The organism is Lutimonas sp., assembly GCF_051011215.1.
Taxonomy (GTDB): domain Bacteria; phylum Bacteroidota; class Bacteroidia; order Flavobacteriales; family Flavobacteriaceae; genus Lutimonas.
The window spans coordinates 1-15,495 of sequence record NZ_JBPCUJ010000094.1; the positions used below are offsets into that span (position 1 = coordinate 1).

General features: G+C 38.3%; 16 protein-coding genes and 1 pseudogene. 7 read left to right on the plus strand and 10 right to left on the minus strand.

Annotated elements, in window-relative coordinates; all coding sequences use genetic code 11:
- Positions 1–159 (plus strand): annotated as a pseudogene (locus tag ACR2MV_RS08315) (UDP-glucose 4-epimerase GalE); the annotation flags it as partial.
- Positions 160–259: 100 nt separating this feature from the next.
- Here ACR2MV_RS08315 and ACR2MV_RS08320 read toward each other — a convergent pair.
- The 10 genes from ACR2MV_RS08320 to ACR2MV_RS08365 form a co-directional block, all read right to left on the minus strand.
- Positions 260–379, minus strand: coding sequence for a helix-turn-helix domain-containing protein (locus tag ACR2MV_RS08320; RefSeq protein WP_434021461.1), 120 nt, complete (start codon positions 377–379; stop codon positions 260–262).
- A 122-nt stretch (positions 380–501) separates the two neighbouring features.
- Entirely contained in the window at positions 502–1,677 is a 1,176-nt protein-coding gene (locus tag ACR2MV_RS08325) for a Gfo/Idh/MocA family protein (protein ID WP_434021446.1), read from the minus strand.
- An 11-nt stretch (positions 1,678–1,688) separates the two neighbouring features.
- Positions 1,689–3,032 carry a Gfo/Idh/MocA family protein gene (locus ACR2MV_RS08330; protein WP_434021447.1) on the minus strand — a complete coding sequence of 448 codons (1,344 nt, stop codon included), beginning with the start codon at positions 3,030–3,032 and terminating at the stop codon, positions 1,689–1,691.
- 7 nt (positions 3,033–3,039) lie between these two features.
- The gene (locus tag ACR2MV_RS08335) at positions 3,040–4,422 is read right to left on the minus strand and encodes a 3-keto-disaccharide hydrolase (RefSeq protein ID WP_434021448.1); all 1,383 of its coding nucleotides are present in this window, start codon (positions 4,420–4,422) and stop codon (positions 3,040–3,042) included.
- A gap of 2 nt (positions 4,423–4,424) precedes the next feature.
- Positions 4,425–5,729, minus strand: a complete 1,305-nt coding sequence (locus tag ACR2MV_RS08340; RefSeq protein WP_434021449.1) for a TRAP transporter large permease — start codon at positions 5,727–5,729, stop codon at positions 4,425–4,427.
- Between the two features lie 2 nt (positions 5,730–5,731).
- Positions 5,732–6,223 carry a TRAP transporter small permease gene (locus ACR2MV_RS08345; RefSeq protein WP_434021450.1) on the minus strand — a complete coding sequence of 164 codons (492 nt, stop codon included), beginning with the start codon at positions 6,221–6,223 and terminating at the stop codon, positions 5,732–5,734.
- A gap of 2 nt (positions 6,224–6,225) precedes the next feature.
- Positions 6,226–7,197: a TRAP transporter substrate-binding protein gene (locus ACR2MV_RS08350; protein WP_434021451.1), complete on the minus strand. Its 972-nt coding sequence runs from the start codon at positions 7,195–7,197 to the stop codon at positions 6,226–6,228.
- Between the two features lie 2 nt (positions 7,198–7,199).
- Entirely contained in the window at positions 7,200–8,609 is a 1,410-nt protein-coding gene (gene uxaC, locus ACR2MV_RS08355; protein ID WP_434021452.1) for a glucuronate isomerase, read from the minus strand.
- Positions 8,609–9,799 (minus strand): mannonate dehydratase, encoded by a 1,191-nt coding sequence (gene uxuA, locus ACR2MV_RS08360; RefSeq protein WP_434021453.1) that lies wholly within the window; start codon positions 9,797–9,799, stop codon positions 8,609–8,611. The genes uxaC and uxuA overlap by 1 nt, the downstream gene beginning before the upstream one ends.
- 11 nt (positions 9,800–9,810) lie before the next feature.
- Positions 9,811–10,638 (minus strand): SDR family oxidoreductase, encoded by an 828-nt coding sequence (locus ACR2MV_RS08365; protein ID WP_434021454.1) that lies wholly within the window; start codon positions 10,636–10,638, stop codon positions 9,811–9,813.
- A 222-nt stretch (positions 10,639–10,860) separates the two neighbouring features.
- Between ACR2MV_RS08365 and ACR2MV_RS08370 the strand changes: the two genes are divergently transcribed.
- From ACR2MV_RS08370 to ACR2MV_RS08395, 6 genes are all read left to right on the plus strand, one after another.
- The gene (locus ACR2MV_RS08370; RefSeq protein ID WP_434021455.1) at positions 10,861–11,940 is read left to right on the plus strand and encodes a LacI family DNA-binding transcriptional regulator; all 1,080 of its coding nucleotides are present in this window, start codon (positions 10,861–10,863) and stop codon (positions 11,938–11,940) included.
- A 112-nt stretch (positions 11,941–12,052) separates the two neighbouring features.
- On the plus strand, positions 12,053–12,349 hold the full coding sequence (locus ACR2MV_RS08375; protein WP_434021456.1) for a 4a-hydroxytetrahydrobiopterin dehydratase: 297 nt from the start codon (positions 12,053–12,055) through the stop codon (positions 12,347–12,349).
- Positions 12,346–13,437, plus strand: a complete 1,092-nt coding sequence (locus ACR2MV_RS08380) for an NADH:flavin oxidoreductase (RefSeq protein WP_434021457.1) — start codon at positions 12,346–12,348, stop codon at positions 13,435–13,437. The genes ACR2MV_RS08375 and ACR2MV_RS08380 overlap by 4 nt, the downstream gene beginning before the upstream one ends.
- Entirely contained in the window at positions 13,430–14,131 is a 702-nt protein-coding gene (locus ACR2MV_RS08385; protein WP_434021458.1) for a DUF547 domain-containing protein, read from the plus strand. Before ACR2MV_RS08380 ends, ACR2MV_RS08385 begins: the two co-directional genes overlap by 8 nt.
- 123 nt (positions 14,132–14,254) lie before the next feature.
- Positions 14,255–14,857, plus strand: coding sequence for a hypothetical protein (locus ACR2MV_RS08390; protein WP_434021459.1), 603 nt, complete (start codon positions 14,255–14,257; stop codon positions 14,855–14,857).
- An 81-nt stretch (positions 14,858–14,938) separates the two neighbouring features.
- Positions 14,939–15,495 (plus strand): DUF4136 domain-containing protein (locus tag ACR2MV_RS08395; RefSeq protein WP_434021460.1); only part of this gene is annotated, 557 nt, incomplete at its 3' end.

Sequence of the window (15,495 nt, forward strand, 5' to 3'; positions counted from 1 at the left end):
AAGCTAAATTATGTCATGACGGATAGGAGAGAAGGTGATGTAGTGGTGGCATATGCAGATACAAAAAAGGCAAATGAGGTTCTAGGGTGGAAAGCAACCTTAAGTTTAAAAGATGCTTTGTCATCTGCCTGGAGCTGGGAACGCAAAATCAGGAGTTGAACAAAGAAAGAAATGTGTCATATGACCAATAAAAGAATCATTGACAGCATAAATAATTAAAAAAGAATAATCAATAAAGAAGTTAAGTAAGCATTAGTTATTAGTTTGATTGTGATGAAGATGGGCAGTAATGTCCATCTTTTTTTATTTCACTCGGACTATGACCGAATTCCTTTTTAAAACATTTTGAAAAGTATTTCACGTCGTTAAATCCGGATATATAAGCATTTCACAGATGCCATGAACTGGTACAAACCATAACCTGTATGTCATCAAACATAACTCAAAAGACAGCCACCATGTAAACTGTTTCAGCTTGAAATGGCTGCATACAATAAAGACTTACCAACTTACTATTTCATTCTTGTACATCGCATCTAAAGACAATTGGACTGCCTTGGCAGTATCTGCGCCTGTCTTGACGTTTGAAATAGGCATGCTATTATTTTGAATACTATCTCTAAAATCGATCAAGGCCTGTTTGGAGGGATCCATATGTGAGACTTCAATAGGTTTTCCGTAGCCTTGCATTTGCGGATTGGCCGTGGCTCCTGAAACGCCATCGACATCGCCCATTTCTTTTTGATCTCCTCCTTCATAATATATCCAGGCCTTGCCATAATCTAATAGAATGGTTCCTTTATCCCCATGAACTTTGATTTGGTAATCTCCCAAGGAATTTGATGTTAAGCATCTAAAGGTAGCTTTTACGCCACTTGGGTATTCAAAAATCAAATGCGTATTGTCATAGGTCTCTCTCCCATCTTTCCAATAGTTTACCCCTCCGGCACCCATTATTTTAGCAGGATTCTCTCCAAGGACCCAGTGTACGAAATCTATTTGATGAGAACTTAATTCAGCCGTCAGACCTCCTGAATATTCTCTGTACATTCTCCAGTTAACGGCTCGCTCCAAGGAGGGGTCGGGAACAGGTCTTCTCCAGTCACCATTTCTATTCCATTGACATTCAAAGGAGGTTATTTTACCGATTTCACCTTTTTTTATCAATTCCACGACATGGGCATAAAGTCTGGAGCTGTGATATTGGTGTCCGGTCTGAAAGATTTGAGATCCTTCGGAGACCTTAGCGACCAAGGCGTTTATACCATCAAGACCTTTGGCCATTGTTTTTTCGCAATACACGTGTTTTCCGGCATCCAGCGCATCAATGGCAATCTGAGAGTGGGTATTAAAAGGAGTCGCAATTAAGACCGCGTCAATATTTTTGTTGTTTAGAAGGCTTTCATATTTTGTGTAGCCCTTTGTTTTAGTTCCTGCTTTGGCCATGCCCTCATCTAATCTGAAGGGTAACACATCGCAACAAGCTGCAAGATGAAGACCTTCAATCTGACTTAGAAAAGGAATCATTCCTTGTCCACGGTCACCAGTCCCAATCACGGCCATGTTGATCCTGTCGTTCGCGCCAGTAACATTCGATGCGGCCCAAAGGCCTGAAGTTCCTGCAATAACCGTAGATGACAATAGAGCACTATTTTCTATGAATTTTCTTCTTTTCATTTTTTGATATTTTATAATTTAGGTTCCCATCCAGCTTCATAAGTTCTTGACCAAAAGTTCATGGCTTCTCGGTCGAAGATACGACCTGTTTTGTCATCAACTTCAAAGGATTTGCCAATTCTTGAAGCGATATTGGCATAATGCGTCATAGCCTGGCTTGTTGCGCCTTGTTGAATGGGTGATGTCAAACTTTGTTTTCCGCGTATTGTTTCAAAAAAGTTAACTGCATGTTTTGTGGTCAAATCACCACCGCCACCTAGTCCAACGCCACCTTCTACGCCGTCCGATTGACTTGTTTTGATTGATTCTCCTTTCTGATTAAAGACTTCATATCCCTGTCTGTCTACAAAAACAGAACCTTCAGAGCCATAGATAATAGTACCTCTACCTTTGCCGTATTTGTTATAACCATTTCGACTTTGACCATCCCATTCAATAACCTGACCATCAGCAAATGTAAACTGAGCCTCCATAGAATCATACATTTCCCATCCATCATTTAGAAACTGATTCTTTCCTGACCTTACATGGACGTGTTCGGGCAGTTCAACACCGAGGGCCCAACGTGCAATGTCCAATTCATGTGTGGCGTTATTACCCATTTCTGCTGTTCCAAAATCCCAGCCATACCAATGCCAGTTATAATCCCAGGTGTTATGTGTGTAGGCTCTTCTTGGTGAAGGCCCTTGAAACAAGCCCCAATCGAGACCTTCAGGAACAGGAGCCTTGGTTTGCACAGGTACTTCACCTCTTGAATTGATATAAAAGGCCGTTGCTTTATATGTTTTACCAATAATCCCCTTGTGAATATCCTTCATTATTTGAGTGGTTTCAATAGAGGATCTTTGCTGATTCCCCATTTGAACTACTTTTTTGTATTTTTCCTGTGCTGATACGATCAATTCATTCTCATGCATGTTATGCGAACAGGGCTTTTCTAAATACACGTGTTTCCCGGCCTGCATCGCCATGATGGCACCTGGCGTATGCCAATGATCAGGAGTGGCCATAAACACGGCATCCAGCTCTTTATCTTCTAAGATTCTTCGGATGTCATTTTCTAAAACAGGTTTCTTCTTGATGCTCTCCGCAACTGTAACAGCTGCTTTTTCACGTTGACTTTTAAGTACGTCACAGAGGTATGATAATCGTACATTATTATTCTTATCTGCCATTGGTGCAATAAACCCTCCATATCTTCTGCCCAATCCCTGTATGGCGATATTGATTCGGTCATTTGAACCTATGATATTTGAATAACTCTCGGCCGACATGGCGTTGATACTATTTGTCAATGTAACTCCAACTGCTCCCATAGCAGCCTTTTTTAAAAAATCTCTTCTATCTGAACTCATAATTATATTATTTTAAAGAACGTATTTTAATATTTCTAAAGAACACCAAATCGCCATGATCTTGCAGGAGGATTCTGCCTTGATCGGCTTCTCCAAAATTAGGCCATTTTTTATATTTACTTTCTTTAACCAGTTGTAAATAGTCTGGGCTCCTGCGTTCGTATTCCAGAATTTTTCTTCCGTTCAACCAATGTTCGACATGGTTGTTTTTTGAAAGAATTCTGGCTTGATTCCACTCGCCAATCGGATGAACTACTTTATTGGTATCCGCCTGAATTAAATCATAGAGCGAGCCCATGGTTCTGCTGCCCTCATGATTTCCTAATTTGGCATCAGGATGTCTGGCATCATCAAGAATCTGAAACTCTAAGCCAATGGATGATCCCGCACCTTTGTTAACTTCGGTATCTACATAGTACTTGATACCGCTGTTAGCACCTTCAGTGATCTTAAAATCAAGTTTTAGTTCAAAATCGCTGTATAAATGAGTGGTTACAATATCGCCACCTGCTTCAGATTCACCACCACCAGAGGCCAAAACAGAAAGAACACCATCATTCATTTCCCATCCTGATGAAGGAAAACTATCTAGTTTAGCTCCCTTCCAGCCAGCTGTTGTTTTTCCATCCCATAGCATTTTCCATCCTTCTTCGGCTTCTTTGCCAAATAGATTATTTTGCGTGATTACAGGATCCAAATTCATTTTTTGACTGTATTTTGAAACATCCTCAGTGATAATTTTAATGTTTTTCCAAATCACCTGCGTTCCGTTCTTTTCCTCGTCATTTCCAATGTCATGTACTTGAAGTCCGATATGACCCTCAGCTGTCATGTCATCGATTAGATAGGCGGCAGGGACACCGTTGATCCATGTTTTCAGTGTATCTCCAATGGCTTCAATCCGGTACTTATTCCAATCGTTTTGCTTAAATGCTTTTTGAGCCTCGGGATTGTTGGCCAAAGTGTTTAACCAGCCCCTTCTTTGTTCATCATAGATCCCGGCACTCCAGGCTCTGTCAGAAGGATCTATTTCAATTTGATAACCGTGGAAAACACCATCCCGGTAAGAAGGTATTGTATTACTTCTGATCTGTACCCCTGAATTTAATTTTGGATCTACCTTATATTCAAATTCCAGAATAAAGTCGGAGTACTTCTGATCGGATTTTAAAAAAGTGTTTGGTGTGTTCATAGTGGAGGTTCCCACGATGTTGCCATTTAGATTTTCATAGCTGGCCTTTCCACCTATAACAGACCAGCCTTCAAGGGTTGAATTATCGAATAAACTGACCCAGGGAGCAGTGTCTTTTGTTTTTTCTTCGCAGGCATTAAACGATAAAACGATTGCAAATAGCCAGGTAAGATTGCATAATTTTTTAAGTGCTTTCATGGTTATAGATTAAATAATTTTGGTAAAAACATTGATATTTCGGGTATATAACTGATGATCATTAAGACGATGATCATAATTGCCAAAAATGGCAACAAAGGTTTTATTACTTGAGTGACAGAAATTTTTGCAACTCCGCTTCCGACAAAGAGAAGGGTGCCTACCGGTGGTGTGCAAATTCCAATGCAAAGATTAAGAACAATAACGATTCCAAAATGCACAGGATCCATACCTAGAGCCGTTACCACGGGTAAAAAAATAGGTGTAAAGATCAGGACGGCTGGCGTCATATCCATAAAGGTTCCGATGATGAGCAAAATGATATTAATTACTAAAAATATGACAAATTTATTATTTAGTTGCTCCAGTAAAAATGTACTGATCATCGCTGGAATTCCTTCAAAAGAGAACAACCATGACATGGCCATAGATGTACAAATTAAAAACATTACAACAGCTGTAGTTTTAGCACTTGACAACAAAACCTGAGGTAAATCTCCCATATGTATGTCACCGTAAATCAGTGATAAAACAGTTGCATATAATACGGCAATAACAGAGGCCTCGGTTGCAGTAAATATACCGGCTACAATACCTCCGACAACAATAACTAATAACAAGAGACTAAAGAATGCCTTTCTAAAATAAGTCCATATCTCGGTAAGGCTAGCACGCTCTCCTTTAACATAACCTCTACTTATGGCAACAAAAGCGATATACCCCATTATGGTAAAACCTAATAATATTCCAGGCAGGTAGCCTGCAACAAAAAGGGCAGCTACAGAGGCTGCTCCTCCGCTTGCCAGGGCATAAATAATAAGAATATTACTTGGCGGAATTAGGAGACCTGTTGTTGAGGAGGTGATGTTTACTGAGGCACTAAAAGATCTTGGATATCCTTCTTTTTCCATCCGATCAGTCATAATTGAACCAATGGCCGATGCTGCAGCCAGAGCTGAGCCCGAAATAGCTCCAAACAACATAGAAGCCAATACATTTACATAGGCCAGACCTCCGGGAAGACTTGCCACAAGAGATTTGGCAAAATTAATTAAGCGATTTGCAATCCCTCCTTGCTTCATAATCTCTCCAGCAAGAATAAAGAAGGGAATGGCAAGTAAGGCAAAACTATCAATACCAGTGGTCATTCTCTGGGCAATAGTTGTAATTGCAGGCATTCTATCAATATTCATGGATAAACTTAATGTGGTGGCGATACCAATGCTATAGGCCACAGGAACCTTAAGTAATAAAAGGCCAATAAAGCTGACGAATAATACGATGATACTTAATACTTCAATACTCATAATCAAGAAGGTAATTTATTTGAAAGAATATTGGAAATATGATAGATTGAATAGCACATGATGAGAAAGCCACTAAAGGGTAATACGGCATAAACGTATCCCAAAGGGATTCTTAATGTTCCTGAAAGTTGTTCTAGTTGCAGGGTGGTGTATACTAGATTTCCACCCCCGATGACCATTACAATCAATGCAAAAAGAAATACAAATACCTCAATAAGGATGCTTACTTTTCTCTGATTCTTTTCGGTTAATCTCTGGTATAAAAAATCCATGGATAGATGCTCTTTTTTTGCATTGAGGTAGGCTGTTCCAACAATAGTCATCCAGATCAAAGAAAAACGAGCAAATTCTTCGGTCCATGAATAAGAACCACCCAATAGATATCTTGAGAATACTTGAAAAAGGACATCCAGAACCAACAATGAAAAAATAAGCATCAGGAATACTTCCAGAAACTTATTCACTTTATTAAAAATGATTTCAGAGCTTATCATACTTATTGACTTTTTATGTTATCAACTGTGGATTTCATTTCAGGGTTTTTGACAATAAAATCGTCTACTAAAGATTTCGATTTTTCAGCGAAGAGACTTTTGTCAGGATAAATTATTTCTACACCGGCTTCCGTTGCAATTCGCATTGACTCATCAACAGATTCTTTCCAAAATATTTTTTGGGCCTGTGAAGATTGCTGAGCCGCGGATTGAACCCATTCTTTTTCTTCTTCAGATAGTTTTGACCAGTATTTAGTGCCAATAATAAGTACATCAGGAACATAAGAATGTTGATCGAGGGTATAGTATTTGCTTATTTCATGGTGATTTGAAGACACAAAAGAAGGAGGGTTGTTTTCGGCACCATCTACCACTCCTTGTTGAAGTGCTGTGTACAACTCACCCAAGGCCAAAGGTGTCGCTGAAGCTCCCATTGAATTTACCATATTAATTGCCATTTGATTGTTCATTACCCTTATTTTTAAATCCTTCAGATCTTCCGGCGACCTAATGGCTTTTTTACTTGTGTAGAAGCTTCTGCTTCCTGCATCGTAATAACACAAGCCCCGAAGCCAGAATTTACTTCCTTTTTCTAAGATAGAAGTACCAACAGGACCTTCCAAAACATTGAATAAATGATCTTTGTTTCTAAACAAGTATGGTATTCCGAGAACATTATATTCAGGTACGAAATTAGATAGGGTAGCAGCACTCACTTTAGTGGCAGCCACACTTCCAATCTGAAGTAACTCCAATACTTCTCTTTCTGACCCTAATTGACCATCCGGAAAAATCTTCACTTTCAAAGCGCCTTCTGAATTGCTTTCTACTTCTTTTTTAAATTCCAGGATACCCATATGAACAGGATGGTTCTGAGGAAGATTATGAGCTAAATATAAAACCTTATTGCTGGATTTTTCTTCGCAGCTCATCAGAGAAAATATGACAAATAAGACAACTATATTATATTTCATACTCATTTAAAATCAAAATATTTTACAGCATTGTGATAGCAAATATCCTGAACCATTTTGCCTATAAAATTCAGGTCATCTGGAATAAGTCCTTTTTTGACATCCTCTGCTAGCATGTTACATAATATTCTTCTAAAATACTCATGTCTTGGAAAAGATAAAAAGCTACGACTATCGGTCAGCATTCCTATAAATCGGCTTAACAGGCCGACATTTGATAAGGTATTTAGCTGTTTTTCCATACCATCTTTCTGGTCTAAAAACCACCAGGCTGATCCCCATTGCATTTTGCCAGGAATACCACCTCCATTGAAATTGCCAGCCATACTGGCAAAGACCTCATTTTGCGATGGATTAACATTATAAATGATGGTTTTACTCAAACAATTCTCTCTATCGAGTCTGTTAAATAAAATCGACATAGAGACGGCATGTTCCTTATCACCAATTGAATCACAACCTGCATCAGCACCAATTTGCTCCTGTAAACGGGCATTGTTATTTCTCAGGGCACCGAGATGAAACTGTTGTGCCCATCCTTTACCAAAGTACATTTTACAAAGCTCATAAAGGATAAATGAAGCAAAGCTATTCGCTTCATCCATGGTTAGGCTATTTTTTTTCAAGCGTTTTTCGAAGATAACTTCTACATCTTTTTTGTTAAAGTCAAAGGCGAATATCTGCTCTAAACCATAATCAGATACCCGGCAACCATTTTGATGGAAGAAATCAACTCTGGATTGGATAGCAGTTAGAAAATCATCTAGATTTTTAATCGTAAAGGTAACTTGCTGCTCCATTTTTTCTAAATATTCCAAGTACCAGTTCTCTTGAATAAGAAGCAGTTTGTCTGGTCGAAAAGTAGGGTAGACTTTCGTGAAAATTTCCAGATTTGCTATCTGTTGATGGTATTCCAGACTATCTGTCGGATCATCGGTGGTACACACAACTTCGACTTTCATGGCCTGCAAGAGGTCAGCAGGTGTTTTAGAGGCCAATACCTCGTTCGCTTTAGCATAAATTTCCTCAGCGGTTGCGGGTTGAAGAATACTATCAATTTCAAAATACCTTTTCAATTCCAGCTGAGTCCAGTGAAACAAAGGGTTTCTAATGGTATGAGGAACTGTCTGTGCCCACTTGAAAAACTTTTCTTTATTAGAACTACTCCCGGTAATATACTTTTCATCAATTCCATTAGCTCGCATTCCGCGCCATTTATAATGGTCCTCATGAAGCCATACTTCAGAAATATTTTGAAGGGGTTTGTTTTCAGCTATCTGCTTTGCCGATAAATGATTGTGATAATCAATGATAGGCATGTCTTTTGCATACTGATGATACAAAGTTTCGGCCTCCTTTGAATAGAGTAGAAAATTATCGGTAATGAATTTATTTGAATTTATTTGGCTCATTATTTTAAACTTCTGGCGATTCCGAATTCCAATCCTCTTAATTCTGCTAAGCCCCTGAGTCTTCCAATTCCTGAATAACCGGGGTTTGTTTTTTTATGCAGGTCGTCTAACATTTGATGTCCGTGATCAGGTCTCATCGGCATTCTTAAGTCTGTTCTTCCTGAAGCTTGTCGTTTTCTTTGTTCTGTGATCAAGGCTTTCATCACGCCAAACATATCGACGTTACCTTCTAAGTGGTTGGCTTCATAAAAGTTGCCATAATCATCTCTTTGGGTACTTCTCAAATGGATAAAATGAATTCTATGCCCTAATCTTTCAACCATGCCAGGCAAGTCATTATCAGCTCTGACTCCAAATGAGCCTGTACAGAATGTTAAGCCATTATTAGGGCTGTCGACGGCTTTGTATAATTCTTCAATATCTTTTTCAGTACTCACTACTCTGGGTAGCCCTAAGATAGGGAAAGGAGGATCGTCAGGATGGATACACATTAAGACACCTGCTTTCTCAGCTACTGGAATAATTTGCTTTAAGAAGTAGAATAGGTTTTCTTTTAATTCTTTGGACCCGATGTTGTTATAGGTAGCAAGGATGGCATTAAATTCTTCCAACGAATAACCTTCTTCTGCTCCGGGTAGTCCGGCAATGATATTTTTGATCAACAATTTCTTGTCATCTTCGCTCATGCCCTCATACATAGATGTGGCGCTCTCAAGTTGCTCCTTAGAATAGCTTTCAGCAGCACCAGGTCTTTGTAGCAGAAACACTTCAAATAGCGTAAAGGCTGTCGCGTCAAAACGCAGCGCTCGGGAGCCATCTGCTACTTCATAATTCAAACTTGTACGGGTCCAATCAAGAACGGGCATAAAATTATAACAGACCGTGTCAATCCCGCAAAGGCCCAAATTCGAAAGGGTTTGTTTGTAATTATTGATATAGCTCTTGAAATCAGCAGCTTGTGTCTTAATGTCTTCATGAATCGGAACGCTTTCAACCACTGACCATGTTAAGCCTGCGCTTTCTATCGTTTCTTTGCGCTTTTTTATTTCGTCAACAGGCCAAACTTCACCATTAGGAATGTGATGCAAGGCAGAAACGATTCCGGTTGCACCGGCTTGTTTGATATCTGAAAGAGAAACGGGGTCATTCGGACCATACCATCTCCATGTATTTTCTAGACTTATACTCATTCTTTTCTATTTTAAACGCCACTGTAAGCGCTGAAACCCCCATCAATTGGGATAACAACTCCTGTGACAAAGGATGCTCCTTCACCACATAACCATATTGTTGTACCAATAAGGTCTTCAGGTTCTCCGAATTTACCCATAGGTGTTTGTTCAATAATTGTATTACCTCGAGGCGTTAACTCACCATCCTCAGTGGTTAAGAGCGTCCTGTTTTGATCAGTTAAAAAGAAGCCGGGAGCTAATGCATTCACGCGAATTCCCACCTTTGCAAAATGAACAGCCAGCCATTGCGTGAAATTCGATACAGCAGCCTTTGCTCCGCTGTACGCAGGGATCTTAGTCAAGGGTGTGAAGGCATTCATCGAAGAAATGTTCAGTACGCTGCATCCCTTTTTGCCTACCATATCTTTAGCAAAAACCTGGGTTGGCAATAAGGTACCAATAAAATTTAAATCGAATACGAATTTAATGCCGGAAGGATCTAAATCGAAGAAGGTTTTAAATCCATCTTCTTTGTTGATGAGGTCCTCTTCCGATAAATGCGTGTTAGAAGTTGTGCCAAGAGGATGGTTTCCTCCAGCTCCATTGATGAGTATATCACATGAACCGAGTTTCTGATTCACGTTGTTTCTGGCTTCAATCAAAGATTCTTTGTCCAATACATCTGCAGATATGCCGACAGCAATACCACCTTCTGAATTTATTTGATCAGCTACTTTATTCGCAGCATCTGCTCTCAGGTCAAGAACAGCAATTTTATGCCCTTCCTTGGATAATGCCGATGCAAGGGTACTGCAAAGTACCCCACCTGCTCCGGTCAAAACGATCACTTTACTCATGGTTTAATAGGTGGTTTTTGTATGGTATAGAATATTTGTGTTCGCACACGAAACTTGACTCTATAACTAAGTGAAAGGTAAATTTAGTGAATTTTTCGTGTGCGAACACGAAAAATTAATTTATATTTATGTTTTAAGAAAATCAGGGTGGTATTTTCAATTGTTTTTAAAAGTGGATCCACTTTTTCAAGGCTGAGAAAAGTCCATAATTATGTCCGTTATATGGTAACTATAAAAAGTATCGCTCAGGAAGCTAATGTTTCAGAAGGAACTGTAGATCGTGTGCTTCATGATAGGGGTGGAGTTTCTAAAAAGACAGAAGCGAAGGTTAAAAAGATTCTTAAAAAGTATAGTTTTAAGGTGAATCCCGTTGCGAGGGCACTTGCATTAAAGCATCGATTTAAATTGTCGACATTAATGCCTTCTTATAACGATAAAAATTCTTTCTGGAAATCACCTTATTCCGGTATTCTCAAAGCAAGTAGTGAAGTGAATAATTATGGTGTTACAGTAGATAATTATTTCTTTGATCAGACAGATGCAGTTTCCTATCTAAAAGAATTTGAAATCCTGATGGAATCAGAACCATCAGCTGTTGTTTTGGTTCCGACTTTTGTCAAAGAAACGCAACAAATAATAGATCGTTTGGATAAACAGCAAATTCCATATTTGTTTTTAAATATAGACTTAGAAGGCTTTGATAATATTTCATTTATTGGTCAAGATTCTTATATGGGCGGCTATGTAGCCGGGAAATTAATGCATCTAAATTTAGGTTGGCAAACTTCTGTTTTAATTGTGAACACAACTTCGAATATTACCAATTATCACGCAATTTCTAGGCGTATAGAGGGGTTTAATGATTACTTTTCACAAAACGAAATTAAGTTCAAAACAGTCACTTTGAGCATTGATCACTTTGATCAAGTTGATAAAACGAGAGATATAATAAATTCCTTTTTACAACAAAACAAGTCGATAAAAGGCCTGTTTGTTCCATCAAGCCGAATTGCAGCAATAGTTGATGTAATAGAGCCTGATTTATTAGAAAAAATGGAACTGGTTGGTTTTGACAATACAGAGCAGAATCTAAGATGCCTCGAAGACGGAACAGTGTCTTTTGTAGTTTCCCAAAAACCTTTTGAGCAAGGTTATGAATCTATTCATTTGATGTCAGATTATTTAGTCAATGGAAATGTACCAGCACCGGTGGTATATTCGCCTATTGAGATCCTCACAAAAGAAAACGCCAGGTTTAATGATAGAAAGGAAAGATCTACCCTTACAGATTCGATTACTTAAAGATGAGTTATTATATGCCGGAGGCGGATGAATCATTCGATTTTACCGATTCAGTTTTTCGTATCTTAGTTATCTGAACGATGAGATAGCATCTCGGCTAAATCCTAATGAAATGATGATCAAGTTGAATGAACAGGAAATCGAAATCAAGATGAAAAATATTGATGCCTCCTGGAGTTTGAATGGCACATCCATCTCTCGAAATTTTCAATGTGAGAATTTTGTGGAAGCCTTTTCTTTTATGTCGGCCGTCGCTTTGATGGCAGAAAGAATGAACCATCATCCGGATTGGTCCAATGTTTATAATAAGGTGAATATTCAGCTAAGCACGCATGATGTTGATGGCCTTAGCAACAATGATTTTAATTTAGCGCAGGAGATTGATTCAATTTTTAAAAAATATTCATGAGTATAAAAACCATCCCTGGTGAGCCACTTTATTTTTCAAATGGAAGTAGCATGAAAAACAGGTTCATGCTCGCGCCTTTAACGAATCAACAAAGTCATGAAAACGGCCAGCTTTCTGATGAAGAGTTCCATTGGTTAACGATGAGAGCAGAAGGTCAATTTGGTTTAGTGATGACCTGTGCCTCACATGTTCAGGCTGTTGGAAAAGGCTTTTCAGGTCAATTGGGAATTTTTGATGACATGCATATTAAAGGTCATCAAAGGTTGAGCACTGCCATCAAAAGTTATGGTAGTTTGGCTGTTATTCAGTTGCATCATGCCGGTATGCGATCACCTCTAGATGTAATTGGGCAACAACCGGTTTGTCCTTCAGACAATGTAAAAACGGGAGCACGTGCTCTTACGATACAGGAAGTAGAGGAACTTCGAGATGATTTTATTGATGCGGCTTTAAGGTCCCAAAAAAGTGGTTATGATGGAGTAGAAGTCCATGGTGCTCATGGTTATATTTTAACCCAGTTCATTAGCAAGGAAATTAATAAAAGAACTGATTCATATGGAGGGTCTTTAGAGAATCGATCCAGACTTTTGTTTGAAATAATTGAAGGTATCAGAGCTCAATGCGGAAATGATTTTTTGGTAGGCGTTCGATTATCTCCTGAGAAATTTGGAATGGAATTAGCTGAGGTCAAGACCCTGTGCAAACAATTAGCAGAGATGGGTAGTATTGATTTTCTTGACATCTCTTTATGGGATTCTTTTAAATTGCCTGAAGAAGAACAATTTCGAAACATCAGTCTGCTTGAACATTTTACAAGTCTGGATTTAAAGAAAGTAAAGCTAACCGTTGCGGGCAAAATTAGAACCGGCAAAGAAGTGCAACAAATTTTAGATACAGGTGTTGATTTTGTAACCATTGGTCGTTCTGCCATATTACATCACGATTTTCCAGTCAGGGTGATGGAGGACCCCAGTTTTATACCCTTTGATACGCCCGTTCCCAGAGAGCACCTGCGAAAAGAAGGTTTGAGTGATATGTTTATTGGTTATATGAAAAGATGGCCGGATTTTGTAGCTGAAGATGACTAAACTGAACACATTATCAGAAGAGCTTTTATTAGCCGTTAAAAAAGAGGAGAACTATGATTCAATTCTTCAGGAATTGGCTGCTTATAAAATTCAGGATGTGGAAGTTGAACTTTTTGATGATCAGAGAAAAAATGCTTTTTGGATCAACATTTACAATGCGGGATTTCAAATTTTGAGGAAGTATAAAGGATTAGTTCAACCGGAGATTTATACTAAAAAGCAACTATGCATAGCCGGACATATCCTAAGTCTTGATGACATTGAACACGGGATTTTAAGAAGGTATCGCTATAAGTACTCATTAGGCTATTTCCCCAATCCTTTTATCAATTCTCAGGTTAAAAAATGGGCCGTAAGCCATGTCGATTTTAGAATTCATTTCGCCCTAAATTGTGGAGCGGTAAGTTGTCCACCGATCGCTTTTTATTCTGTACATCATTTAGAAGAGCAATTGGAACATGCTTCTTTTGCTTTTCTGGAACATGAGACTAATGTTGACAACCAAAATAAATCGCTTCATGTAAGTAGGCTATTTTTGTGGTTTTTGAAAGATTTTGAGGGCTTTAAAGGGATAAGAAAAATACTGAAAAAGTATTTAGATCAGGAGTTCTCAAATTATAGTGTCAAGTTTAACAAGTATTCTTGGGAGGATAGTTTAGATAATTATGATGAAAGCCAATTTGACCAAATTTAAAAAAGAAAATGGTCACAGATAAGGGTGTTGACAGAAGGAATTTGTGGAGAAAATTAGCATCAAGTTCAATTTGAGTCAATATTCTTATCTTTATAAATAGAAACCAATCCTAAACAAATCGATTTGAAAACCGAGAAACTTCTTTTTTTAATCAAAGAACGAATAATTACCGGTATTGTCGTAATTGTTCCAATTGCTGTGGTTGTAATAATTCTAAAAGATACGGTGCAAAAGCTTATTGACCTGACGCTGCCTTTTACGAGTAATATGTTGATAGGAGGGCCGGTATTTAGAACAATCATTGCGAGCCTAATTTTGCTCACCTTGGCAGCTCTTATATTTTTCGTTTGTGGGTTTATTCTAAAAACTTATTTCGGTAGTATTTTTAGAAATTGGCTGGAACGAAAAGTTCTTGAGCATATTCCTTTTTTCAAAACTATGAAGAATGTGATTCATCAGGTTTCAGGAATAGAGCATGGTGATTATACAGCTGTGGAGGTTGATTTGAATGGCAACAATAATATTCAAATAGGAATTCATACTGACACACTTCCTGACGGTAGGTATGCAGTGTATATTCCGTTCGCCCCGATAGTTAATATTGGTCAAGTTTTTATCGTGGCTAAAGAGAATGTGAAGGTTTTGGATATTAAGCTAAAAGATTTTATGGATATTAATTCCAAACTCGGCTTTGAAGCAAAAAAGACATATAGTAAAACAAACTAAAATGATAATCGTGAATCTCGGACTGTAAGATAAGAGATGATCAGTTTAATAGATTTAATACTAATTTTAAACCAAAGAAACATGAAAAATTCAGTGGCAGTTATTACCGTGATAATGCTTCTTCTTTCAACTAATTTGACAGCTCAAAAAGTAACAGGAGATTATGACAAATCAACAGATTTCTCAAAGTATAAAACCTATCAATTTGTTGGCTGGCAGAAAGACAGTGAAAAGGTGATGAATGAATTTGATAAAAAAAGACTGAGGGAAGCTATTTTAGCTGAAATGACAGCAAGGCAATTCACCTTAGTAGAGTCAGGGGCTGATATGGGGGTGTCACTGTATATCGTAGTTGATAAAAAGACAAGTACCACAGCTTATACCGATTTCTATGGAGGTGCAGGATATGGCAGAGGTAGACGCGCAGCTGGCGGATGGGGATACGGATCTGCATCTACAACGTATTCCGACAGTGATTATTTGGAAGGAACCCTTGTTTTGGATTTTTTGGATGAATCTTCAAAAGATTTAATTTGGCAAGGTGTAGCGACTGGTACGATAAATCAAAACCCTGATAAAAGGGAGAAATCGATTCCTAAATCAGTCAAAAAACTGATGAAAAAGTTTCCAGTTGATCC